This window comes from Mucilaginibacter straminoryzae, from assembly GCF_022953055.1.
Taxonomy (GTDB): domain Bacteria; phylum Bacteroidota; class Bacteroidia; order Sphingobacteriales; family Sphingobacteriaceae; genus Mucilaginibacter; species Mucilaginibacter straminoryzae.
The window spans coordinates 339,644-364,463 of record NZ_JALJEJ010000004.1; the positions used below are offsets into that span (position 1 = coordinate 339,644).

The following is a 24,820-nucleotide window of genomic DNA, read 5'->3' on the forward strand; positions in this document are numbered from 1 at the left end:
TTCAGACTTGTGAAGCAGTTTTCAACCTTTATTGTTTATGCACAAAATGCGCAGCATCTTCTCTCCTATTTGATATCTTTCATAAGATTACCATTAGCGATGTTCATTCTGAAAGCCGATACCCCTCGACGGCCAACTGAGCATATTCACTTTAATCACTTCGGATTCCATGTTTTAAGCGTTGTATTTGGTTTTAATGAAAACTAGCCAACTTCTATCCAGAACAGCTAGCTGATATACCTTACTGCTTGTGAAGTAGCGAAAGAGGCTGAGTCAGCAAAATACCTATCGCTCTATCGCTAATCCCTACCTTTTTATTAGACAGCGAAACCATTATACGTCTTAGTCCTACTATTAGGCATAAAAAAGGGCGCTCTTTTTGGAGCACCCTTCCCTTGACTTAATTATCTATAAAAAGATTAGTTATTAAACTTCTTCAGCTTTAGAAGCCATCAGTTTGTCAAACTCTTCTTGTGATCCTACGCGGATGTTATCATAGATACGCATACCGGTACCTGAAGGAATTAAGTGACCTACAATCACGTTTTCTTTCAGACCAAGCATTTTGTCGCGTTTACCTGCGATAGCTGCCTCATTCAACACCTTAGTAGTTTCCTGGAAGGAAGCTGCGGAGATGAATGATTTAGTACCTAAAGATGCACGTGTGATACCTTGCAGTAACGGACTTGAAGTTGCTGCGATAGCATCACGAACCTGAACCAGTTTAAGATCTTTACGTTTCAGCACCGAATTTTCGTCGCGCAGTTTACGTAAATTAACAATCTGACCAGCTTTCAGGGTGCTGGAATCTCCCGGATCAACAACAACTTTCTTGTCGAAAATTTCGTCGTTCTCCATCATGAAATCCCATCCGTCTACAGCTTCTTTCTCAAGGAAACGGGTATCGCCCGGATCCTCGATCTGTACCTTCTGCATCATCTGGTGAACGATCACTTCGAAGTGTTTATCATTGATCTTCACACCTTGCAGACGGTAAACTTCCTGGATACCGTTTACAAGATACTCTTGTACAGCCGCAGGGCCTTTAATTGCCAGGATGTCCGCAGGTGATATAGAACCGTCAGACAATGGCATACCAGCTTTGATAAAGTCATTATCTTGTACCAGGATGTGCTTAGAAAGCGGTACTAAATATTTCTTGATCTGGCCGTCTTTAGATTCGATAGTGATCTCGCGGTTACCACGTTTCACACCGCCTAAAGTTACCACACCGTCAATCTCGGTTACTACCGCAGGGTTAGACGGGTTACGTGCCTCGAATAACTCAGTTACACGTGGCAGACCACCGGTGATATCCCGGGTTTTACCGGTTGAACGTGGGATCTTCGCAATTACCTGACCGGTTTGGATCTTCTCGCCTTCGTCTACTGCGATGTGCGCACCTACCGGGATGTTATAACCCTTGATAATGTTACCTGCAACGTCAGTGATCTGAATTACAGGGTTCTTAGTTTTATCGCGGGTATCGATAATCACTTTCTCGCGGTGACCGGTTTGCTCGTCAGACTCTTCACGGAAAGTGATACCTTCCAATACAGCGTCAAACTGTGCACGACCAGCGAATTCAGAGATGATTACCGCGTTGTACGGATCCCATGAACAGATACGCTCGCCTTTGGTGATCTTGCTGCCATCTTTCACATACAGGTATGAACCATATGGGATGTTATTGGTCATGATCACTTTATTGCTACCCTCTTCAATGATACGGAATTCGCCTGAACGACCTAATACCACATCAACCGGGCCATCTTCTGCAGTCTGGAACTCAACAGTACGTACGTTCTCAAATTCGATGATACCGTCATAACGTGCGTTGATCTGAGATTCAGCCGCGATGTTAGATGCAGTACCACCCACGTGGAAGGTACGAAGTGTTAACTGTGTACCAGGCTCACCGATAGACTGTGCGGCAATTACACCCACAGCTTCACCGGCTTGAACACGTTTACCTGAAGCCAGGTTACGACCGTAACAAAGGGCACACACACCGCGTTTACTTTCGCAAGTCAATACCGAACGGATCTCTATGCCTTCTAACGGAGAGTTTTCTATTGCTTTTGCAATTTCCTCTGTTATATCTTCACCTGCGCCAACTAACAGTTCGTTAGTAATAGGATCATGTACATCATGTAATGAAGTACGGCCTAAGATACGATCATATAATGGCTCTACGATATCCTCGTTGTCTTTCAACGCAGTTGTGAATATACCACGCAGGGTACCACAATCCGGTTCGCCAACAATCATATCCTGGGCAACGTCATGCAGACGACGGGTCAAGTAACCAGCATCGGCAGTTTTCAACGCCGTATCCGCCAAACCTTTACGGGCACCGTGGGTAGAAATAAAGTACTCTAATACCGACAGACCTTCTTTAAAGTTTGAAAGGATCGGGTTCTCGATGATCTCGCCACCCGAACCAGATTTCTGAGGTTTCGCCATCAGACCCCGCATACCAGCTAACTGACGGATCTGCTCTTTAGAACCACGGGCACCTGAATCAAGCATCATGTACACCGAGTTAAAGCCCTGGTTATCCTTAGACAGGATATCCATTACGTTTGCAGTAAGCCTGTTGTTGATACGGGTCCAGATATCGATGATCTGGTTGTAACGCTCGTTGTTGGTAATGAAACCCATGTTATAGTTGTTCATTACCTCTTCAACCTCTTTAGAGGCCTGCTCAATCAGGGTTACTTTTTGTGCAGGGATGTTCACGTCTTTAAGGTTGAATGATAAACCACCACGGAATGCCATCTGGAAGCCTAACTCCTTAATATCATCAAGGAATTGTGCTGCGCGTGCCATACCGGTGTTCTTCACAACGTCGCCGATAATATCACGAAGCGATTTTTTGGTCAGCAATTCGTTAATGTAACCTACTTCTTCAGGTACAACCTGGTTAAATAACACACGGCCTACGGTAGTTTCAGTCAATTTATTAACAATACTGCCATCACGCTCTTTTACATTTACTTTAACTTTGATGAAAGCGTGCAGATCTACTTTCTTCTCGTTGTAAGCGATGATCACTTCTTCCGGAGAATAGAAAGTCAGGTTTTCGCCTTTAACCACTCTGGTTTCATCTGTTTTGCGGCCTTTAGTAATGTAGTAAAGACCCAATACCATGTCCTGAGAAGGTACAGTAATAGGTGTACCGTTAGCAGGGTTCAGAATGTTGTGCGAAGCCAGCATCAGGATCTGTGCTTCCAAAATAGCCGCATTACCCAGCGGTACGTGAACCGCCATCTGGTCACCGTCAAAGTCGGCGTTGAATGCGGTACAGGTTAATGGGTGTAATTGGATCGCTTTACCTTCAACCAGTTTTGGCTGGAACGCCTGGATACCCAAACGGTGCAGCGTCGGTGCACGGTTTAGTAATACAGGGTGACCTTTCAGTACGTTTTCCAGGATATCCCAAACCAAAGGATCTTTACGGTCAACAATCTTTTTAGCTGATTTTACCGTTTTCACCACACCTCTTTCGATCATCTTGCGAATGATGAATGGTTTAAACAGCTCTGCGGCCATATCTTTTGGTAAACCACACTCGTGCAGTTTCAGGTTTGGTCCAACGACGATTACTGAACGGGCAGAGTAGTCAACACGTTTACCTAATAAGTTCTGACGGAAACGGCCTTGTTTACCTTTCAGAATGTCTGAAAGTGATTTCAGGGCACGATTACCTTCGGTTTTAACCGCGTTTACTTTACGTGAGTTATCAAACAACGAGTCAACCGCTTCCTGTAACATACGTTTTTCGTTACGTAAGATTACTTCCGGAGCTTTGATCTCGATCAGTCTTTTCAGACGGTTGTTACGGATAATTACACGACGGTAAAGGTCATTCAAATCCGAAGTAGCAAAACGGCCACCTTCCAACGGAACCAACGGACGCAGTTCTGGCGGAATTACAGGAACGATCTTCACGATCATCCACTCAGGGCTGTTGTCGATACGTGTTCTTGCATCGCGGAAAGCTTCCACGACCTGCAGGCGTTTTAACGCCTCGTTTTTACGTTGCTGAGACGTTTCGTTGGCAGCCTGGTGACGAAGATCATAAGATAACTGATCCAGGTCGATACGCTTTAATAATTCTTCTAACGCTTCGGCACCCATTTTAGCCACAAACTTCTGTGGGTCCTTATCGTCTAAGTATTGGTTTTCTTTTGGTAATGTATCTAATACGTCCAGGTATTCTTCTTCTGTAAGGAAGTCCATTTTTGAAATTCCGTCAGCTTCTTTAATACCAGGCTGAATAACTACATAACGCTCATAATAAATAATCAGGTCGAGCTTTTTGGTTGGTAAGCCCAGCAGGTAACCGATTTTGTTTGGCAAAGAACGGAAGTACCAGATGTGCGCTACCGGAACCACCAGGTTAATGTGGCCCATACGCTCGCGACGAACTTTCTTTTCGGTAACTTCAACACCACAACGGTCACACACGATACCTTTGTAACGGATACGTTTGTATTTACCGCAATGACATTCGTAATCCTTCACCGGACCGAAAATACGCTCGCAGAATAAACCATCACGTTCAGGTTTGTAAGTCCTGTAGTTAATGGTTTCAGGTTTTAAAACTTCACCGCTTGAACGCTCAAGAATAGACTCCGGAGAGGCTAAGCTGATTGTAATGCTGGTAAAGTTACTTTTGATTTTATTATCCTTTTTGTAAGACATAGTCTCCTTTTGTTTTTAAGATTGAATGATTTGTTTAGTGAATGAGTGATCTGATCACTTATCTGCACATAGAAGTTAACAAAGGGACCGGATGATCGATCAACCGGCCCTTCACTAAATTCATTCATTATTCTAATGTAATATCCAGACCTAAGCCTCTTAACTCGTGAACCAATACGTTGAATGATTCCGGTACAGATGGTGTAGGCAGGTTCTCGCCTTTTACAATGGCTTCGTATGTTTTGGCACGGCCGATCACGTCGTCAGACTTAACGGTCAAGATTTCCTGAAGGATGTTCGCTGCACCGAATGCTTCCAGTGCCCAAACCTCCATCTCACCAAAACGCTGACCACCGAACTGTGCTTTACCACCCAATGGCTGTTGTGTGATTAATGAGTACGGACCGATTGAACGGGCGTGCATCTTATCGTCAACCATGTGGCCCAGTTTCAGCATGTAGATAATACCTACAGTAGTGTGCTGATCGAAACGCTCACCTGTTAAACCATTGTATAAATAGGTACGGCCAGATTCTGGTAAGTTGGCTTTCTTAATCCACTCTTCCACTTCCTGGTAGCTTGCACCATCAAAAATCGGGGTAGCGAATTTAACACCAAGCTCTCTGCCTGCCCAACCTAATACGGTTTCGTAGATCTGACCCAAGTTCATACGTGAAGGTACACCAAGCGGGTTCAGTACGATATCTACCGGGCTGCCATCTTCTAAGAAAGGCATATCCTCGTCACGTACAATACGTGCTACGATACCTTTGTTACCGTGGCGGCCAGCCATCTTATCACCCACTTTCAGTTTACGTTTCTTCGCGATGTAAACCTTAGCCATCTGCACAATACCTGATGGAAGCTCGTCACCTACACTGATCGCGAATTTATCACGACGGTAAGCACCTAATTCTTCATTCAGTTTAATGTTATAGTTGTGCAGTAACAATTTAATCTGATCGTTCTTGTCGTCATCAGTGGTCCATTTAGTTGGGTTGATGTTCTCGTAGTTAAGCTCTGCCAGGATTTTCTGGGTAAACTTAACGCCTTTGGGTACAAGAAGCTCTTTGTAAACATTGTATACACCTTGTGATGTTTTGCCGTTTACAATCTCGAACAGTTTATCAATTAACAGGTTCTTCAGCTCTTTTGTCGCTTTATCATGCTTGGTATCCAATTTCTCCAGCTGCATTTTTTCTTCAGATTTTGAAGTCTTTTTAGCACGGGAGAATAATTTGGTATCGATAACCACACCACTGATAGATGGCGGAGTTTTCAATGAAGCATCTTTAACGTCACCTGCTTTATCACCGAAGATGGCACGTAAAAGTTTTTCTTCTGGTGAGGGGTCTGATTCACCTTTAGGGGTGATCTTACCGATCAGGATATCGCCTTCTTTAACCTCTGCGCCTACACGGATGATACCGTCTTCGTCAAGGTCTTTAGTCGCTTCTTCAGATACGTTCGGGATATCAGCAGTTAACTCTTCCTCACCACGTTTGGTGTCACGAACTTCCAGCTCGAACTCTTCTACGTGGATAGAGGTAAAGATATCCTGAGATACCACACGCTCAGAAATCACAATCGCATCCTCGAAGTTATAACCTTGCCAAGGCATGAACGCCACTTTCAGGTTACGGCCAAGCGCAAGCTCGCCGTTCTGGGTAGCATAACCTTCTGAAAGCACCTGACCTTTTTGTACCCGTTCGCCTTTTTTAACAATCGGCTTCAGGTTAATGGTAGTGCTCTGGTTGGTTTTCTTGAATTTGGTTAAGCGGTATGATTTGCTGTCGCCTTCAAAAGAAACCAAACGGTCATCTTCTGTACGGTCATATTTAATACGGATCTCGTTCGCGTCAACGTACTCAACTACACCATCGCCTTCAGCGTTGATCAGTGTACGAGAGTCTTTTGCTACACGGCCTTCCAAACCAGTACCTACGATCGGAGCTTCCGGACGTAACAGCGGTACTGCCTGGCGTTGCATGTTCGAACCCATCAATGCACGGTTAGCGTCATCGTGTTCAAGGAACGGAATCAGCGAAGCCGCAATTGAAGTGATCTGGTTAGGCGCAACGTCCATATAGTCCAGACGCTCTGGCTCTATAACCGGGAAGTCACCTTCGAAACGTGCTTTAACACGTGGGGTATCAAAGTTACCCTGATCATCATACATCGCGTTAGCCTGAGCAATGGTTTTACCATCCTCATCTTCTGCCGATAAATAGATCACGGGCTCATCAACTGCTACTTTACCGTTATCAACGCGTTTGTACGGCGTTTCGATAAAGCCCAGGTTATTGATCTTCGCGTGAACGCAAAGAGAAGAGATCAAACCGATGTTCGGACCTTCAGGAGTTTCGATGGTACACAAACGACCGTAGTGGGTGTAGTGAACGTCACGAACCTCGAAACCGGCACGCTCGCGTGACAGACCACCGGGACCTAAAGCTGAAAGACGACGCTTGTGCGTGATCTCTGCCAGTGGGTTGGTTTGGTCCATGAACTGAGAAAGCTGGTTGGTTCCGAAGAACGAGTTGATCACTGATGATAACGTACGTGCGTTGATCAGGTCAGTCGGTGTGAACACCTCGTTGTCACGAATGTTCATACGCTCACGGATAGTACGAGCCATACGTGCCAGACCTACACCAAATTGCGCGTACAACTGCTCACCTACCGTACGTACACGACGGTTTGATAAGTGGTCGATATCATCCACCTCAGCTTTAGAGTTGATCAACTTGATCAGATACTTCACAATTGCAATAATATCTTGCTTGGTTAATACCTTGGTATCACCAGAAGTATCCAGTTTCAATTTCCGGTTGATGCGGTAGCGGCCCACATCACCCAGGTCATATCTTTTATCAGAGAAGAACAGACGATCGATGATACCGCGCGCGGTTTCCTCATCTGGTGGTTCTGCGTTACGTAGCTGACGATAGATATGCTCTACCGCTTCTTTCTCTGAGTTTGAAGTATCTTTTTGTAAAGTATTATAGATAATGGTATAATCACCGCTGGTAGCTGCATCTTCCTTATTCAGGATGATGGTTTTAACACCTGCGTCAATGATCATATCAATATGGTCGTCTTCCAGTACGGTTTCGCGCTCAAGGATGATCTCGTTACGGTCGATAGATACCACTTCACCGGTATCCTCGTCCACAAAGTCTTCCACCCATTTTTTAAGCACCCTTGCAGCAAGCTTACGGCCGATAAATTTCTTCAGGCCAGATTTGCTTACTTTAACTTCGTCTGCCAGTTCGAACAGTTCCAGAATGTCTTTATCCGAATCGTAACCAATGGCACGAAGCAAGGTTGTAACCGGGAATTTCTTTTTACGGTCGATATACGCATACATCACGTTGTTTACGTCTGTAGCGAACTCAATCCATGAACCTTTGAAAGGAATTACACGGGCAGAGTATAATTTGGTACCGTTAGTGTGGCGGCTTTGGCCAAAGAACACACCAGGAGAACGGTGTAACTGAGAAACGATTACACGCTCGGCACCGTTGATCACAAATGTACCTTTAGGTGTCATGTAAGGGATAGTACCCAGGTACACGTCCTGTACAATTGTTTCAAAATCCTCGTGCTCCTCATCGTTACAAGATAAGCGCAGCTTAGCTTTCAGAGGAACGCTGTAGGTTAATCCGCGTTCGATACACTCTTGGATATCATAACGTGGCGGGTCAATAAAATAGTCAAGAAACTCCAGAACGAAGATGTTTCTTGAATCTGAGATCGGGAAGTTCTCAGCAAACACTTTAAACAAACCCTCTTTATGACGGTTGTCTGAAGTTGTCTCCAGCTGAAAGAATTCCCTGAAAGATTGTAACTGAACATCCAGAAAATCAGGGTAATCAATTACGTGCCTGCTGGTTGCAAAGTTTACTCTTTGATTATTGTTGTTTGCCAAGGGATTATAATTTTAGATTTATTTACTAAAAAAGATCTGAGGATAAAGATTCAGGTGCTGAGGGCTTGCGCCGGTAATTGGTCTGCTCACATCCTGCAAAATTAACAACTCATATCTAATTCTCATGTCATAAATGAGAACCATATAAATAGCAATAGACCCCGACCGTTTTCAGGTCGGAGTCTGGTGCTTTTGGGCTATTGCCTGGTTAAATTACTTAACCTCAACAACTGCGCCGGCTTCTTCTAATTGCTTTTTAAGTGATTCAGCTTCTTCTTTAGAAACACCAGCTTTTAATTCTTTTGGTGCACCGTCAACTAAATCTTTAGCTTCTTTCAAGCCAAGGCCAGTTAAGTCTTTTACTAACTTAACAACAGCTAACTTCTGACCGCCAGCTTCTTTTAAGATAACGTCGAATGCAGTTTGCTCAGCAGCAGCAGCAGGAGCATCACCACCAGCAGCAGGAGCAGCAACAGCTACTGCAGCAGCAGCTGGCTCAATACCGTACTCGTCTTTCAAGATCTGAGCTAATTCGTTAACTTCTTTTACTGTTAAGTTTACCAACTGTTCAGCAAACGCTTTTAAATCTGCCATTTTATTTAAATTTTTACTTTAATACGTTAATGATAATTTTTGTCCGATCTTACCAGGTGTCGGATTAACCTTCTCTTTCTTGTAATGTTTTTACTAAACCTGCGATAGTAGTTCCGCCTGATTGCAGTGCAGAAAGTACATTCTTAGCAGGAGATTGCAGTAAGCCGATGATATCGCCTACCAATTCTTCTTTCGATTTCAGCGTCATTAATGCGTCCAGCTGTTCGTCGCCAACAAAGGCTGCTGAATACACATATGCTGCTTTTAAACGTGGTTTGTCACCAGTTTTTCTCAAATCTTTAATCAACTTAGCCGGAGCTTTTGCTGATTTAGAGAATAAAATGGTTGAGGTACCTTTTAATGTATCGAAAATTGGAGTGTAATCACCTTCAGCAGCTTCCAACGCTTTTTTAATCAAGCTGTTTTTCACTACTTTCATCACGATGTCGCTACCAAAACATTTGCGGCGGATATCGTTAACCTTTGCAACGGTTAAGTCAGCAGTATCAGTAATATAGAAATTACCATACTCTTTGATCTGCTCGGTTAGAGCTTCAACCAGTTCGTATTTTTCTTCTTTATTCATGATTAAATCCCCGCTACAGTTTTAGTTTCAACTTCGATTCCGGGCGACATAGTTGAAGAGATGTGAATGCTCTTGAAATATGTACCTTTTGCAGCCGATGGTTTTAATTTTGAAATGGTTTGGATTACTTCCAAAGCATTCTCATAAATCTGCTCGGCAGGGAAAGATACTTTACCTATTGAGGCATGGATGATACCTGTTTTGTCAACTTTAAAGTCGATTTTACCTGCTTTAACCTCTTTAACAGCTTTGCCAACTTCGGCAGTAACTGTACCAGATTTAGGGTTAGGCATTAAGTTACGCGGACCCAGGATACGACCCAGGCGGCCTACTTTAGCCATAACGCTTGGCATGGTAATAATGATGTCAACATCAGTCCATCCGCCTTCTATTTTCGCAATATAATCGTCCAAACCTACGTAATCTGCACCTGCGTCCTTTGCTTCCTGCTCTTTGTCAGGGGTACAAAGTACCAGTACACGTACAGTTTTACCGGTTCCGTGAGGCAATGTTGCAATACCGCGAACCATTTGATTGGCTTTACGCGGATCAACACCTAAACGAACGTCGATATCTACAGAAGCATCAAATTTGGTAGTAGTGATATCTTTTACCAAAGAAGACGCATCTTGCAAAGAATACGATTTGCTCGCCTCAATTTTGGAGAGTATTGCTTTACGATTTTTTGTTAATCTAGCCACTTTCTTAAACTGATTTGTGTGTTAATTATTTGTTCCAGGGCGCAGTACCGTTTACGGTAATTCCCATACTGCGAGCAGTACCAGCTACCATTTTCATGGCAGATTCTACTGTAAATGCATTTAAGTCTGGCATTTTATCTTTAGCAATAGCTTCTACCTGATCCCAGTTTACACTGGCAACCTTTTTACGGTTTGGCTCTGCCGAACCACCTTTGATACCCGAAACTTCTAAAAGCTGGATCGCAACCGGTGGGGTTTTAATGATAAAATCAAAAGACTTGTCTGTATAAACAGTAATAACTACTGGTAGCACTTTACCAGGACGATCCTGGGTACGTGCATTGAACTGCTTGCAAAACTCCATAATGTTCACACCTTTTGCACCCAATGCAGGGCCAATTGGTGGAGATGGATTTGCAGCGCCGCCTTTCACTTGTAGTTTTACTAACGCACCGACTTCTTTTGCCATTGTAATTAATTTATTTGTACTCTAATGTTAGTAAGTGGAAGCTATGTAACATTTAAGATTTTTAGATTTGAGTATTGAGATATGAGACTTTAGATCTCCCATCTTATACTTAAACCCTATTTATGATATCTCTTTGATTTGATGATGTGTCTCATATCTCACATCTAAAATCTCAGATCTAAATTTACTCTTTTTCTACCTGCATGTAATTCAATTCGAGCGGCGTGCGGCGACCGAATATCTTTACCATTACTTTCAGTTTCTTTTTCTCTTCGTTCACTTCTTCAATCACACCGCTGAAGCCGTTGAAAGGTCCGTCCATTACTTTAACGTTCTCGCCAACGTAATACGGTACATTCATGGTTTCGCCCTGGGAAGTCATTTCATCAACTTTACCCAAAATGCGGTTAACTTCTGACTGACGAAGCGGGATTGCGTTACCGGCTTTATCGCCAAGAAAACCAATCACACTGTTAATGTTCTTGATAATGTGTTCTAACTCGCCGTCTAATGCAGCTTCCATTAAAACATAACCCGGAAAAAAGTTGCGTTCTTTGGCAATCTTCTTACCGTCGCGCATCTGATAATATTTCTCGGTTGGAATAAGAACCTGCGGTATAAGGTGCGAAATGCCCAGGCGGTTAACCTCGGCATCGATATATTGCTTTACCTTTTTTTCTTTCCCGCTAATGGCCCTTACTACATACCATTTTAAGTTTTCACTCATCCCTGACGTTTAAATTAAGTAAGTGAACTATAAAACTGCTTTACCAAATAACCAATGATCTGGTCCATACCAAAGATCATGATAGCGATGATAATGGCAGCAACCAACACCAGGATTGCACTGTTTTGCAGTTCACGCCAGGTTGGCCACGTTACCTTCTGCGTTAACTCTATATAAGATTCTTTAATGTATTCAGCTACGCCAGCCATCTTTGTTATTATCTCAGTTTTAAAGCACGGGAACAAGGATTCGAACCCTGATCAAAGGTTTTGGAGACCTCTATTCTACCGTTGAACTATTCCCGTGTATAAATTCTAAACTTGTATTTAGAATGTGCTTTACTTTTTAAAACAAAGTACACAGCGCGAACGCTATGTACTTTGCCTATAAATTAACCTTACCTTATTCCCTTTTGGGGTGTCAGGGGGATTATTTTAAAATTTCAGTTACCTGACCAGCACCTACGGTTCTACCACCTTCGCGGATAGCGAAACGTAAGCCTTTTTCCATAGCGATAGCGTTGATCAAAGAAACTGTGATGGTAACGTTATCACCAGGCATAACCATTTCTACACCTTCTGCCAGTGAAATCTCACCAGTTACGTCAGTAGTACGGAAATAGAATTGCGGACGGTATTTGTTGAAGAATGGAGTGTGACGGCCACCTTCTGCTTTTGATAATACGTAAACTTCTGCTTTGAAATCTGTGTGCGGAGTTACTGAACCTGGTTTACAGATAACCATACCACGACGGATATCAGTTTTCTCAATACCACGTAACAATAAACCTACGTTGTCACCAGCTTCACCTCTGTCAAGGATCTTGCGGAACATTTCCACACCGGTTACAGTTGATTTCAGGTTCTCAGCACCCATACCTAAGATATCTACAGGGTCACCTGAGTTGATCACACCACGCTCGATACGGCCAGTTGCTACTGTACCACGACCAGTGATTGAGAATACGTCCTCAACTGGCATCAGGAATGGAAGGTCAGTCAGACGTGGAGGAATTGGAATGTAGCTATCTACAGCGTCCATTAACTCCATGATTTTTTCAACCCATTTCGCATCTGCGTTCAAGCCACCAAGAGCTGAACCCTGGATAACTGGGATATCATCACCTGGGAATTCGTAGAATGATAATAATTCACGAATTTCCATTTCTACTAACTCTAATAATTCCGGATCATCAACCATGTCAACTTTGTTCATGAAAACAACAAGCGCAGGTACACCTACCTGACGAGCTAACAGGATGTGCTCACGGGTTTGAGGCATCGGACCGTCAGTAGCAGCAACCACAAGGATCGCACCGTCCATCTGAGCAGCACCAGTAACCATGTTCTTCACATAGTCAGCGTGACCCGGACAGTCAACGTGTGCATAGTGACGGTTTGCAGTTGAATATTCAACGTGCGCAGTATTGATAGTAATACCACGTTCTTTTTCTTCAGGAGCAGAGTCGATTGAATCGAAAGAACGAGCCTCAGATAAACCTTTATCAGCTAAAACTTTAGTGATAGCTGCGGTAAGGGTTGTTTTACCGTGGTCAACGTGACCGATTGTACCGATATTTAAGTGCGGCTTACTGCGGTCAAACTTTTCTTTTGCCATGATTTATAAAATGTTTGTAGGTTAATTTTCTAATTAAAAATGCCGTTATATTTCTATTACGCCGAGCCAACGAAGGGATTTGAACCCTTGGCCTCTTCCTTACCAAGGAAGTGCTCTACCCCTGAGCTACGTCGGCTAATTATTTTTGGTTATTGAGTTATTTAGTTATTTTGATTATTTTGTATTTCAAAACTTAATAACCAATAACCCACTAACTTAATAACCTTCACAGAGCGGAAGACGAGGTTCGAACTCGCGACCTATAGCTTGGAAGGCTATCGCTCTACCAACTGAGCTACTTCCGCAGATGAATGAGTGAGTGTGTGATTGGGGGAATGAGTGAATAATCGCAGCATTCTATCATTCAAACATTCACTCATTTACCGGTGGGGAGAGGAGGATTCGAACCTCCGAAGTCGTAAGACAGCAGATTTACAGTCTGATCCATTTGGCCGCTCTGGAATCTCCCCATCTTGATTTCGGATCCCGGATTTTCAATTCTGAATTTAAACCCGGTAAAGAGAACAAATCCGAAATCGAACCTTCGAAATTCGAAATTAAGAGAGCCTCCTATCGGGATCGAACCAATGACCTACTGATTACAAGTCAGTTGCTCTACCAGCTGAGCTAAGGAGGCTTTTATTTTTGTTTTAAAGAACAATCTTTCTTGCCGGCCTGTTCTGCACAGTACCTCTCCGAAAGGGAATGCAAATATACACACTTTTGAAACTGCACAAAATTTTTTTCTAAAAAAAATCGACAGGCGGAAAACCTGTCGATTTATAGCGTTAAAATGTGTTTTGATTTTTAAAACTCGCTGTCGAGTTCGGCTTCTGTAAGTACCTCTTTTGCAGCTTTTTCTGCAACAGCAGCCTTTTTCTGCTTGTAACGGTCAATTTGTTTGCGCAAGCTATCAACCGCCAGGTCTGTCGCTTCTTCAAAGCTTTTGCACTTTTCTTTTACAAATAGCTGGTTACCAGGAATAATACACTTTATTTCTACCACTTTATTGGCTTCATCTTCCGTATTCTCTACGCGCAAATAAACTTCTCCACTAATAATTTTGTCGCAAAACTGGTCGAGTTTGTTTGCTTTCTTCTGAATGAATTCCAACAATTTTTTGTCTGCGTTGAATCGAATTGATTGAACTGTGATTTTCATGATTCCTCCTGATTTAAGCCTTTGGATGGGCTAGTTTATAAATAGATTTCAAACGTTCCACGGAGTTGTGGGTATAAATCTGGGTGGCACTTAAGTTTGCGTGGCCCAGAAGTTCTTTGATCGCATTTAAATCGGCGCCTTTATTTAACAAGGTGGTTGCAAAGGTATGCCGGAGAACGTGCGGACTCTTTTTTGATTGGGTTGATATGTTAGCTAAGTATCTATTCACAATTAAATAAATAAGCTTTGGATAAGCATCTGTTCCTTTATTTGTAACGATAAGAGTTAATGATTTGTTATTAAAAATTTCATTTTTTTTTAATTTCAAGTACTCCGCTATCAGATGCTTCAATTGGGTATTTACAGGCACAATCCGTTCTTTATTACGCTTGCCTAACACCTTCACGGTGCCTTCCGCCTCATTATAGTCTGTTTCTTTGATCCCTAGCAGTTCTGCCAGGCGAATACCGGTACCGAACAAGAGCTCTATAACCAGTTTATCGCGAGTGCCTTTAAAGTCAGTACCGAAAACTTCCTCGCTGTCCAGCAGGCGTGTCAGCTTCTCCTCTTCTACCACTACGGGTAAATGCTTAGCTATTTTCGGAGTTTGCACACGGGTGGCAGGGTTAACCTCGATCACCTGCTCTTGTACCAGGAATTTAAAATATTTTCGAAGGGTGGCTATTTTTCGGTTAACGGTACGGGCGGTGTTCTCATCGTCCATCAGTTCAACCATCCAGGCGCGGATATGGTGGTGTGTTATTTCCTGAACGGTTAATTCGGGATCAAGCGATGCAAAGAATTGTTCCAGGTCATGCCGGTAAGCGGTTACGGTGTGAGCAGAGTAGCGCTTTTCGAATTGAATATATTGGATGAACCGCTCTAAAAACATAAAAACTATTTATACATCGTAAATTCAATGTACAAATAGTTTTTGATATGTTGTAGCAGAAAAATGTAACTCGATAAGAGTTATACAGTTTCCTGATTTAAACCTTGCTTATATACAGCGTGTTTAACCACGTTGCGGCGGGTTACAGATTTTTTCTCGAATGCCTGGCGGCTGCGAAGCTCGCGAAGAACACCGGTTTTCTCGAATTTTTTCTTAAAACGTTTTAATGCTTTATCTAATGATTCGCCGTCTTTTACGTTTACAATGATCATACCCTTAATATACCTCCTTTCGTGGGATGGCAAAGGTAAGCAAAAGATTTGATTATCAAAATGGTTTCGGAAGAATACCTGGTAATAATCTCCTCCAAAAAAGAGCGCTTTTGGCTTATGGTATTATTATATCAGGCTGGGTATTAATCGAAATTATTATTCCCTCCCTACGGGAGGGTTAGGGAGGGGTCAGCTTTCCAGATACCCCTCCCTCCTCCTTCCCATGGGGAAGGAATCGCACCATGTCTTTGCTTTATATTATATAACCCCTACTTTTCCATCATCTGTAGCACATCAGCTTCGCTGCCGGTAAACGCGCCGGACTGCTCAATTTTTAAAGCAGCCATTGCCGATGCAAATTTTCCGGCATCTGCTATGCTATCCCCCTTGATACGCCTGGCCAGGTAACCTGCCATATAGGTATCTCCGCAACCGGTAGCATCCACTACGGCCTTTGGTTTATACGGTGCGATCTGAAAAAACTGACCATCGCTGTATATAACAGAACCTTTGCTGCCAAGGGTAATCACTACCTCTTTTACGCCAAGGTTGGCTACAAACTTAGCCCCTTCGTGCAGGTCTGCTATCCCTGTCAACGCCAGCAGCTCGTGATCGTTCACCTTTAATATGGTAATATGCTGCAGCGCCTTAGTCATTTCCGGCCAGTTCACGGCCAAAACCTGCTGATCTTCTACCTTTCTTAAATAGCCTTGTGCATCCAGCGCGAGTACCGCCTTTGACGATAGTTCTTTAATTACATCAAGCGAAATATCATCTGCCAGAAGCGGCCCGAGGTGAATTACTTTAGCCTGTATGCCTGCCACGTCCGGAACAGTAAAGGGATCAGCCTGCTGCAGTACCCGTTGTGTACGTTCATCTGAGTTGTCGCCGTAAATATTCTCGAAATAAACCGTAGCGGCCGTAGGTAAAACCTCTACTTCTGTGCCTTTATCCGTCAGTTGCTTAACAGAAGGTAATTCTGTTTCAGCAACGGCAGTAACCAATAAGTAATTAACGCCCATTTGACGAATGGCGTGCGAAAAGTACCATGCCGTACCGCCGGGCAGGTAACGGGTAGCATCAGGGGTTTGTATTTTATCTAAAGTGATGTGGCCAATGCAGCAGATGTCGTACATTTAAAAAATAGAATAAGTTTGCTAAGGTAAGAGTTATAATTTATTTCTGCTTTTCTTTTAAGCTGGGGTGCGTCGGGTGGTTATGAAAACTGAGGCGCGCCACCTTGAAATGAAAGATATGTTTCAGGTTCGACCAGCAAAAGCAACCGACAATAAATAGGGTGCCGATTAGCGGACCGATCCAGTAGACCCAGTAACCGTTAAAATTCTGCGAAACCAACGCAGGGCCAAAGCTCCTCGCGGGATTAGTGCTGCAGCCAGAAAACGGCGCTTCTGCCCATACCATTACGCTATATAAAAAAGGTATGGTATAAGGTGTATAGTTACGATACCGCGTGCCAGCCATTACAAATAACAGCAAGATAAGCCCGGCCGTTGTGATGGCTTCTCCCCATATCGCCCCGGCAACTCCACCATCGCCGGGCAAGGTAATACCGTAACCGATACTTTTCCCCTGGTTACCCCAAAGCAGCAATGGCAAACTACCTGCGGCTGCGCCAAGCATCTGGCTAATGACAAAACCAAGCATCGCGTGGAAGCGCATCTTTCCGCGCAGCCAAAAGGCAATGCTCACTACAGGGTTGATATGCGCCCCACTGATTTTGCCAACGGGCGAAAGTGTGATCAGACAACCAGTACTTCCGAAAAGGAATCCGGCGAATAAACGCCTGATAGCAGGGTCTGGAATGTAATGGTTCATTACCGAACCTTCGCCCCAATTAAAAATAACGGTACTTAAACCGACAGAAAGTAATAATGCCGTTCCGACAAACTCCGAAATAAACAATTGATATAACGGACGTGGTTCCGGCACTTGATAGCTTATTGTTTACCTTGGTTTGCTCTTTTAATAGAATCTTCTTTCGCCTTTTCCCGCTTTTTGAAAAAGCCCTTCAACAAGAAGTTGTGTTGCGCAGCTTCCAGGTCGTCATTCAGCTTTACCGAACTCTGCTGCAGATAGCCTAAAGTACTTTGCACCTGCGTAGCAGCTTTCTTATCGTTCAACAATACACCGAGTGCATTATCCGTCGAGTTCAACTTATCGCTGGCTTTGTTTAAATTCTCCACAAAGGTATTGGCCTTGGTAGTGGTTTGATTTAATTGTGACACGGCCTGCTGCAACTGTTTAAACGTGGCGGTATCTGTTACCAGTTTATTGGCTAAACCATCTTTGCTGTTCAGTTTAGCGCCATAAATACCAAATTGTTGTGCCATCCGCGCAGTGCTTGCCGTAGTCCGCTCCAGGTTATTCACTACCGATCTGAACTGGCGGGCCATTACCGTATCTGCTAAAAGCTGACCGGCCAAACCTTTGCCCTGCACCATATTACTGCTCAGCTTCTTAAAATCTGAAGTAATGGCCAGCAGGTTCTGGTTGTTCTTCTGCAGCGTGTTCATAATATCTTCGGTAGACATTAGTTTTTGAACAGCTAACTGATCACCCTCCTGGATCATAGGAGCGTCCGCTGTACCGCCGTCAATCACAATCAGCTTATTACCGATAAACCCTTCAGAACTGATCCGCGCGCTGGAATTGCGGTGGATGTATGGCTGCGCAGTTCTATCAATATTCATGGTGACCAATACCCTTGCGGTACCGATAAATTTCAACCCGCTGATGGTACCCACACGCACACCGGAGAACCAGATATTATTGCCTTTCATCAACCCGTTCACATCACTAAAAACCGCGCTGATGTGTACGCCATTACTAAAGCTTTTCTTTTGGTTGCCATAAGTAAGCACCCCTACTATAAATATCACGACGCCCAGGGCAATAAAAATACCTACGGTTATCGCTCTTTTATTTTCGTCTCTGTCCATGTTATTCTGTAAAGTTATAGTTGTAAAACGCGCGTACGCGCTCATCGTCGGTATCAAATACTTCATCGAAGCTACCCTGACGCTCAAATTTTCCGTCCAGCAACATCACTATACGGTCGCCGGTGGTTTTGGCACAGGTTAAATCATGCGTGATGATAATGGCCGATGTTTTAAAGCGCTGCTGTACCTCGTTGATCAGTTCGTTAATATCAATAGAAGTGATGGGGTCCAATCCGGCAGTGGGTTCATCATATAATACAATTTCGGGCTGAAGGATCAGGGTACGTGCAATACCTATCCGCTTACGCTGCCCGCCTGAAAGTTCTGAAGGCATCTGATTGATCGCCTGCATCAGTCCGACCGCATCCAGTACAAACTCTACCCGCTTATTGATCTCTCCTCTGCTTAAATTACGCTGATTCTGCACCAGGGGAAATTCCAGGTTCTTACGAACCGTCATACTATCATAAAGGGCGCTGTTCTGGAATGAAAAACCAACCTTCATCCGCAGTTCGCGCAGCGAACGGCTATCCAGCAAAGCCATGTTTTTACCTAACACCAGCACTTCGCCTGCATCTGCTTTCAGTAAGCCAGAGATGATCTTGATCAATACCGATTTACCAGTACCCGAGCGGCCCAGTACCACCAGGTTTTCGCCCTGATAAAGATCCAGGTCAACTCCGCGAAGCACGTAATTATCATCGAAAGACTTCTCGAGCCCCCGAATGGTAATCACCTTCTGGTTATAATCTATATTTACGCCCGGTCTTGCCATACTATCTGAACCATCCTGTAATTTGAACAATTAATATTTCTTCTATAAACACCAGGAACATACCGGTCACTACTGCAGAATTTGCCGCTTTGCCCACGCCTTCGGTACCGCGTGACGAGTAGTAACCCTTATAACAACCTACTACCCCGATGGTAAAGCCAAACACAATGGCCTTAATCAGCGACGATTCAAAATCGATAAAGCTCAACGGTTCGAACGCCTGCTCAATAAACGTGCTGTAGCTGGTACCCTCGTTCTGGTTCACGTTAAGGTAAGCCCCCATCATGGCCACAAAAGCGGCATAGCATGACAGCAGCGGAACCGCGATGGTTGTAGCCAGAATACGCAGACATACCAGGTATTTAAACGGGTTAATGCCTGATACTTCCATCGCATCAATCTGCTCTGTTACCCGCATAGAGCCCAGCTCTGCACCAATGCTCGATCCTACCCTACCGGCGGTAATTAAAGCAGTAACCAACGGGGCAAGGGCGCGCATCACTGCAATAGAGGTAAGCGATGGCAGCCACGATGTAGCCCCGAATTCGCTAAGCGATGGCCTTGATTGCTTGGTGAAGATCAGCCCGACGATGAAACCGGTAAGCGAGATCAGCGCCAGCGAGCGTACGCCCACTTCGTAACATTGCCTGAAAAGTTCTTTTATCTCGTACGGAGGTATAAAAGCCTCTTTAAAGAAACGCCCGACAAAAGCGCCTACTTTATAAAGGTCCTGAAAAAAGGCAGCTGCACGCTTGATCCTTTTTTTGCCCTGTTTGGGTGTTGGGGTAACTGTGCTGTTTGTTGTATCCATTAAAACTGATAGGCTGAATGCGTTGCGTTTAGCCTTGAGTACTTTACAAATGCTAAGGCATGTTGTTTTTGAAACCGGTGTAAAATAATGAGTTTTCGGCTGATATATCCAGACGAATAGGTTAGTAAACAGCAATTTGACAAATTACAGGCAATACTGTTTATGATAAATTTACTGAAAATAAATATGGATACAAGCTATAGATATGTTTGCCAACCCTTAATTTTATCCGTTTTTATGTCCCTGATATCGCGCGTAAGGGTAACCATGTTAAACATAAACCACTTTTTATTCGTAAATAAGGGATCACTGGAAAAATGAAGAAAACAACCGTTCTGATCAGCAAGTTTATACTCGTAATATCCCTTACGTTTTCTGCAATGGCTAATGCCCAGCAACTAACCGAGCCGTGTGACGTTAAAGCAACCAAAGAAACGCGCAGTTTATACAGCAGCCTGCAAAGGCTGATGGGATCCGCTATTCTGTTCGGCCACCACGACGATACGGCTTATGGTATCAATTGGCGTAACCAGCCGGATAGCTCAGATGTTAAAAGTGTCTCAGGTTCTTACCCCGCCATTTATGGCTGGGACCTGGCAAAGATTGAACACGATAGTACCGCAGACATTAATGGGGTTGCCTTTGCAGATCAGCGGAGGCTGGTTAAAGAAGCCTATCAACGCGGCGGCATCAACACCTTTTGCTGGCATGCAGATAATCCGGTAAACGGCAAAACAGCATGGGATACCACCGCCAATTCTGTAAAGGATATTCTGCCCGATGGCAGCTACCACGATGTATATGTGAAATACCTTGAAAAAGTAGCCAAATACCTAAAATCGCTAAAAGGCAAGGATGGCGAAGCGATCCCTATCTTATTCCGACCGTTTCACGAACTTACCGGCGGATGGTTCTGGTGGGGAACCAAAACTACTTCGCCGCAAGAGCTGATAGACCTTTGGCGGTTCACGATCGATTATCTGCGTAAGAAACAAAAGGTACACAACCTGCTGGTGGTATATTCAACGGCCGACTTTAATACCGAAGAAGAATTTCTGGAAAGATACCCCGGCGACGATTATGTAGATGTAATGGGCTTTGATCTGTATTGCGATAAAAGCGTACCGGACTATGTGATCAGGCTGGATAAACAGTTGCAAATTCTTCAAACCGCGGCAGGCGATCATCAAAAATTAGCTTGCCTGGCAGAAACAGGTTATCAGGGAATTCCCAGTTCAGAATGGTGGACGAAAATTTTACTGCCAGAGTTAATAAAATATAACCGGCTGAGCTACGTGATGGCCTGGCGCAATGCGAATCAGGAGCATTATTTTGTACCTATACCGGGGCACCAAAGCGCCGCTGACTTTAAAAGATTTGCAAACGATAGCCATATCCTCCTTCAAAACAGGCTTAGCCCCCTGAGTGTATACGGTAAAGCGTTGCAACCGCTTACAGCGGGAAAAGACTATCGCTAATTTTTATCCCGCTGTAGCAACGCTGCATTTATTGGGATACCTGGCATTGCTGGCGGAACAGGGATCTCTTCTGCTATGTCTGCAGCCAATGCAATATAAAACGTAGTGCCTAAACCATTTGAACTGTAGAACCAGATGTTGCCGTTCTGCAATTCGGTGAACTGTTTGCAAAGCGAAAGCCCAAGGCCTGCACCCTTTTCATTAGCCGTGCCCGTAACTGATACGATACCCATAGAAAATACATCCTTCTGTTTTTCTTCGGGAATACCCGGCCCGTCGTCCGTTACCGTGACGATCCACTGATTATCTTCGAAGGTGGCGTTAATCTCTACATGACCATTAAATGGCGTAAATTTAATGGCATTACTGATCACATTCCGGACAACGATCTGTAGCAGATTGGCATCCGCAATAACAGCAGCGTTTGAAGGTATATCATAAGAAAGCGTAATGCCCTTTTTTGCCGCCATAGATTTTTCCAGTTCTAACGTTGGCGAAAGTAGCTTAAGCACTTTCACGCTGCTTAATTGCACCGTAATACCTTCCATCTGCGATTTCGACCATAACAACAAACTGGACAGCATTAACATGGTTTCTTTGGTAGTTTGCAGTAATTCTTCCTCAACCGGGCGCTTCTCTTCTTCCTCCAGCAGGCCTTCGGCCAATAGTTCCAGGTAATTTTGTATGTTGGCGATGGGTGAGCGCAGGTCATGGGCGATCACCGAGAGCAGCCTGTTTTTTTCTCCGTTAACCTTTTCCAGCTCTGCCTTTTGCTCCATCACTTCCCGGTTTCGCAACTCTAACGATGCCGCTCTTTCTTCAGCAAGCTTCTTTGCATCGGTATAATTACTCCGCAGATAAATAATACTGATGTAGACCACCACGGCAGCAACCAGGTAAGCCGAAGAAACATCCGTAAAACGATCCGAGCGTGACAGGTAAGAATGAGGGATCAATTCGGGATGATAATATTGCAATACATGCAGGCCAAGCACCAACCCGATATTTGTTACCACCCAAAAGATATACTGATTATCCGGTGCGCCGCACAAGATCATGGCCAGCATTAGCAGAAAGAAAACATCTGTAGGGCCGTCTATGCCAGAATTCAGAAAAAAGTTGATGACAAATAATGTACAACCAAATGCGGAGAATAATTTGATACTTAAACCGGTACGATGCTTAACCCGCGATAGCAGGTAAATTCCCCAGAAAATTACCGCGATGATAAAGCTAAGCAACGCGATAAAGGGTAACCCGATGAAATAATTAAAGGGGATATTGTAAACAAGCGCCAACAAACCTGTTATGCATAACAGGTGATAAATTCGCTCGTTTAAAGAAAACTCTTTTGGCGAACCAATAAATTTATTACCTAATGTCAGGTATATTTGCTTTAGGTTCAAAATTAGGGGCGTTTCTATCTATCAAAAATAAAACATAATTATATTAATAAAAAAAAGGCCGAAACTATGTGCCTATTAAGCAAAAATTAATATTCATTTTTATCTATACTTTAAGAATTTTCCTTTCCAAATGATCGATCAGCAGATTAAATCCGTTATCCGCGACATTCCGGACTTTCCCAAGCCGGGTATTATCTTTAAAGACATCACTCCTATTCTAAAAAACCCGCAAGTTTGCGATGCCATTACAGATGCCTTTATTGACCAATTGAAAGATATTGAGATAGACGTAGTGGCCGGTGTTGAAAGCCGTGGTTTTCTGTTTGGCCTAACCCTGGCCAACAGGCTCGGTGTACCTTTTATCCCTGTAAGAAAGGCTGGCAAACTGCCTTATTCTGTAAAGCAAAAAGCTTACGAACTGGAGTATGGTACAGCTACCATAGAATTGCATACAGATGCTTTTGAACCCGGACAGAAAGTATTGGTCCATGACGATCTGCTGGCTACAGGTGGAACGGTTACCGCCACCAGCGAATTGATTAAAGAAATGGGCGGCGAAGTAGCCGGTTTTTGTTTTGTAGTAGGGTTGAGCTTTTTAGAAGGTCGCGAAAAAATCACTCCTATTTCGGACCGCGTTATTGTATTGGCGGAGTATTAAAGTAAATGGTAGAAATTGTATAATTGGTAGGATTTCTTAAGCAGTATTAATTAGAATAAAGTGATTTAATCTGTGTTAGTTATGGCTACTTTATTCACATGTAACCCCACCTAAATCCTCCCCGATAGGGAGGACTTTTGTTCCCTCTCCCTTGGAGAGGGTTAGGGAGAGGTCCTGCGCTGGATGCGACAATTAAGGACGCTTACGTTCTGTTCGTCACTAAAGTTTTTTTGTTCCTAACGCCGGCAACCGGCTTTTGGAAAGAAGCAAGACAGAACAGTAGGCCTGGAGCGCTGGCAAGCGACCTTATAGCTGTTGCCTGAAGCGAAGGCCTATTGCGAACGATAGTAGGGGTAACGGCTATCATTGTCGGTGGTTCTGGATTGCTTGAGCTAAAGCAAGTGCGGCAGAAAAAGCATATTGCCGGCTAGGCCGTTATTCACATGTGTCTATTTCTCAAAGGCGTTCATGAGATCGCTTCGCTAAGTTTGGCTACTTTGCTGCTATGGCAAAGTAGCTTAAATAGATCCTACCATTTTACTATCACCGATTTTGCTTAATTCTGTCTTTCTAAATTAATACTACCTTTACCAATATGCGACTTTTAACAGCCTCTATTATCTGCCTTATTTTAGTCGGTTGTATTTCCGGTATCAAACCAGAACAACTGCAAGGCCGGTGGAACTATGTAAGGGTAGAAAAACCTGATAGCCCTTCGGATAGCGTTACCCGCGCTGAACTGGAAGATAAGAAACCTTACATAGAATTGAAACCCGATGGCAAGCTACAGATCATCTGGGGCGGGCAGGTACTTTCGCACGGCACCTATGAATTACAGGGAAAGAACATCCAGTTTACAGAAGCATTACCGGACGGAAAAAAGCGTAAGTTCCCGTTCTACATCCAGGACATGACGGGCAAGAAGATGGTTTTTGAAACCGTCGGTGCTGATGCGTCGAGGGTTACCGCGTTAAAACAGTAAGGCGTTACTGCGCTGTGTTCATAAAATTGCTAAGATTTTTACCAAAACATCTTTACCTTTATCCTTATAGTTACCAGCGTATTTAAATTT

21 protein-coding genes and 5 tRNA genes are annotated in these 24,820 nt (G+C 43.8%); 3 read left to right on the forward strand and 23 right to left on the reverse strand.

The window, feature by feature from the left end; translation table 11 throughout:
- Window positions 1-426: 426 nt before the first annotated feature.
- From rpoC to MUY27_RS11140, 22 genes are all read right to left on the reverse strand, one after another.
- On the reverse strand, window positions 427-4,710 hold the full coding sequence (gene rpoC / locus MUY27_RS11035) for a DNA-directed RNA polymerase subunit beta' (protein ID WP_245130082.1): 4,284 nt from the start codon (window positions 4,708-4,710) through the stop codon (window positions 427-429).
- A 127-nt stretch (window positions 4,711-4,837) separates the two neighbouring features.
- Window positions 4,838-8,641, reverse strand: a complete 3,804-nt coding sequence (gene rpoB / locus MUY27_RS11040; protein WP_245130083.1) for a DNA-directed RNA polymerase subunit beta — start codon at window positions 8,639-8,641, stop codon at window positions 4,838-4,840.
- A 213-nt stretch (window positions 8,642-8,854) separates the two neighbouring features.
- A complete protein-coding gene (gene rplL / locus MUY27_RS11045) occupies window positions 8,855-9,235 on the reverse strand; it encodes a 50S ribosomal protein L7/L12 (RefSeq protein ID WP_245130084.1) in 381 nt (126 codons plus the stop codon).
- 64 nt (window positions 9,236-9,299) lie between these two features.
- Window positions 9,300-9,821 (reverse strand): 50S ribosomal protein L10, encoded by a 522-nt coding sequence (rplJ, locus tag MUY27_RS11050; RefSeq protein WP_245130085.1) that lies wholly within the window; start codon window positions 9,819-9,821, stop codon window positions 9,300-9,302.
- 2 nt (window positions 9,822-9,823) lie between these two features.
- Entirely contained in the window at window positions 9,824-10,522 is a 699-nt protein-coding gene (gene rplA / locus MUY27_RS11055; RefSeq protein WP_245130086.1) for a 50S ribosomal protein L1, read from the reverse strand.
- 25 nt (window positions 10,523-10,547) lie between these two features.
- Complete coding sequence (gene rplK / locus MUY27_RS11060) at window positions 10,548-10,991, reverse strand: 50S ribosomal protein L11 (protein WP_245130087.1); 444 nt, start codon at window positions 10,989-10,991, stop codon at window positions 10,548-10,550.
- Window positions 10,992-11,175: 184 nt separating this feature from the next.
- Window positions 11,176-11,718 carry a transcription termination/antitermination protein NusG gene (gene nusG, locus MUY27_RS11065; protein ID WP_245130088.1) on the reverse strand — a complete coding sequence of 181 codons (543 nt, stop codon included), beginning with the start codon at window positions 11,716-11,718 and terminating at the stop codon, window positions 11,176-11,178.
- Window positions 11,719-11,732: 14 nt separating this feature from the next.
- A complete protein-coding gene (gene secE, locus MUY27_RS11070) occupies window positions 11,733-11,927 on the reverse strand; it encodes a preprotein translocase subunit SecE (RefSeq protein ID WP_245130089.1) in 195 nt (64 codons plus the stop codon).
- A 25-nt stretch (window positions 11,928-11,952) separates the two neighbouring features.
- Window positions 11,953-12,023: transfer RNA gene (locus tag MUY27_RS11075), tRNA-Trp, on the reverse strand.
- A 124-nt stretch (window positions 12,024-12,147) separates the two neighbouring features.
- Window positions 12,148-13,335 carry an elongation factor Tu gene (gene tuf, locus MUY27_RS11080; RefSeq protein WP_245130090.1) on the reverse strand — a complete coding sequence of 396 codons (1,188 nt, stop codon included), beginning with the start codon at window positions 13,333-13,335 and terminating at the stop codon, window positions 12,148-12,150.
- 64 nt (window positions 13,336-13,399) lie between these two features.
- Window positions 13,400-13,471: transfer RNA gene (locus MUY27_RS11085), tRNA-Thr, on the reverse strand.
- Between the two features lie 96 nt (window positions 13,472-13,567).
- A tRNA-Gly gene (locus MUY27_RS11090) sits at window positions 13,568-13,640 on the reverse strand.
- 82 nt (window positions 13,641-13,722) lie between these two features.
- Window positions 13,723-13,805, reverse strand: a tRNA-Tyr gene (locus MUY27_RS11095).
- Window positions 13,806-13,899: 94 nt separating this feature from the next.
- Window positions 13,900-13,972, reverse strand: a tRNA-Thr gene (locus MUY27_RS11100).
- A 170-nt stretch (window positions 13,973-14,142) separates the two neighbouring features.
- Window positions 14,143-14,496 carry a ribosome hibernation-promoting factor, HPF/YfiA family gene (hpf, locus tag MUY27_RS11105; RefSeq protein WP_245130091.1) on the reverse strand — a complete coding sequence of 118 codons (354 nt, stop codon included), beginning with the start codon at window positions 14,494-14,496 and terminating at the stop codon, window positions 14,143-14,145.
- Between the two features lie 13 nt (window positions 14,497-14,509).
- Window positions 14,510-15,388, reverse strand: coding sequence for a tyrosine-type recombinase/integrase (locus MUY27_RS11110; RefSeq protein ID WP_245130092.1), 879 nt, complete (start codon window positions 15,386-15,388; stop codon window positions 14,510-14,512).
- Window positions 15,389-15,468: 80 nt separating this feature from the next.
- On the reverse strand, window positions 15,469-15,660 hold the full coding sequence (rpsU, locus tag MUY27_RS11115; protein ID WP_245130093.1) for a 30S ribosomal protein S21: 192 nt from the start codon (window positions 15,658-15,660) through the stop codon (window positions 15,469-15,471).
- 269 nt (window positions 15,661-15,929) lie between these two features.
- The gene (locus tag MUY27_RS11120; RefSeq protein WP_245130094.1) at window positions 15,930-16,796 is read right to left on the reverse strand and encodes a PfkB family carbohydrate kinase; all 867 of its coding nucleotides are present in this window, start codon (window positions 16,794-16,796) and stop codon (window positions 15,930-15,932) included.
- 40 nt (window positions 16,797-16,836) lie between these two features.
- Entirely contained in the window at window positions 16,837-17,610 is a 774-nt protein-coding gene (locus tag MUY27_RS11125; protein WP_245130095.1) for an MIP/aquaporin family protein, read from the reverse strand.
- 8 nt (window positions 17,611-17,618) lie between these two features.
- The gene (locus tag MUY27_RS11130; RefSeq protein ID WP_245130096.1) at window positions 17,619-18,620 is read right to left on the reverse strand and encodes an MlaD family protein; all 1,002 of its coding nucleotides are present in this window, start codon (window positions 18,618-18,620) and stop codon (window positions 17,619-17,621) included.
- Between the two features lies 1 nt (window position 18,621).
- Window positions 18,622-19,395 carry an ABC transporter ATP-binding protein gene (locus MUY27_RS11135; protein ID WP_245130245.1) on the reverse strand — a complete coding sequence of 258 codons (774 nt, stop codon included), beginning with the start codon at window positions 19,393-19,395 and terminating at the stop codon, window positions 18,622-18,624.
- Between the two features lies 1 nt (window position 19,396).
- Entirely contained in the window at window positions 19,397-20,206 is an 810-nt protein-coding gene (locus tag MUY27_RS11140; RefSeq protein ID WP_245130097.1) for an MlaE family ABC transporter permease, read from the reverse strand.
- A 317-nt stretch (window positions 20,207-20,523) separates the two neighbouring features.
- On the opposite strand from MUY27_RS11140, the gene MUY27_RS11145 reads away from it, so the two are divergent.
- Complete coding sequence (locus tag MUY27_RS11145) at window positions 20,524-21,684, forward strand: glycoside hydrolase family 26 protein (protein ID WP_245130098.1); 1,161 nt, start codon at window positions 20,524-20,526, stop codon at window positions 21,682-21,684.
- Here the strand turns inward: MUY27_RS11145 and MUY27_RS11150 are convergent.
- Window positions 21,681-23,090: a sensor histidine kinase gene (locus MUY27_RS11150; RefSeq protein WP_245130099.1), complete on the reverse strand. Its 1,410-nt coding sequence runs from the start codon at window positions 23,088-23,090 to the stop codon at window positions 21,681-21,683. The two genes, MUY27_RS11145 and MUY27_RS11150, sit on opposite strands and share 4 nt — an antisense overlap.
- A gap of 130 nt (window positions 23,091-23,220) precedes the next feature.
- On the opposite strand from MUY27_RS11150, the gene MUY27_RS11155 reads away from it, so the two are divergent.
- Together MUY27_RS11155 and MUY27_RS11160 are read left to right on the forward strand one after the other, a co-directional pair.
- On the forward strand, window positions 23,221-23,748 hold the full coding sequence (locus MUY27_RS11155; RefSeq protein ID WP_245130100.1) for an adenine phosphoribosyltransferase: 528 nt from the start codon (window positions 23,221-23,223) through the stop codon (window positions 23,746-23,748).
- Between the two features lie 595 nt (window positions 23,749-24,343).
- Window positions 24,344-24,730 (forward strand): hypothetical protein, encoded by a 387-nt coding sequence (locus MUY27_RS11160; RefSeq protein WP_245130101.1) that lies wholly within the window; start codon window positions 24,344-24,346, stop codon window positions 24,728-24,730.
- Window positions 24,731-24,820: the final 90 nt, after the last annotated feature.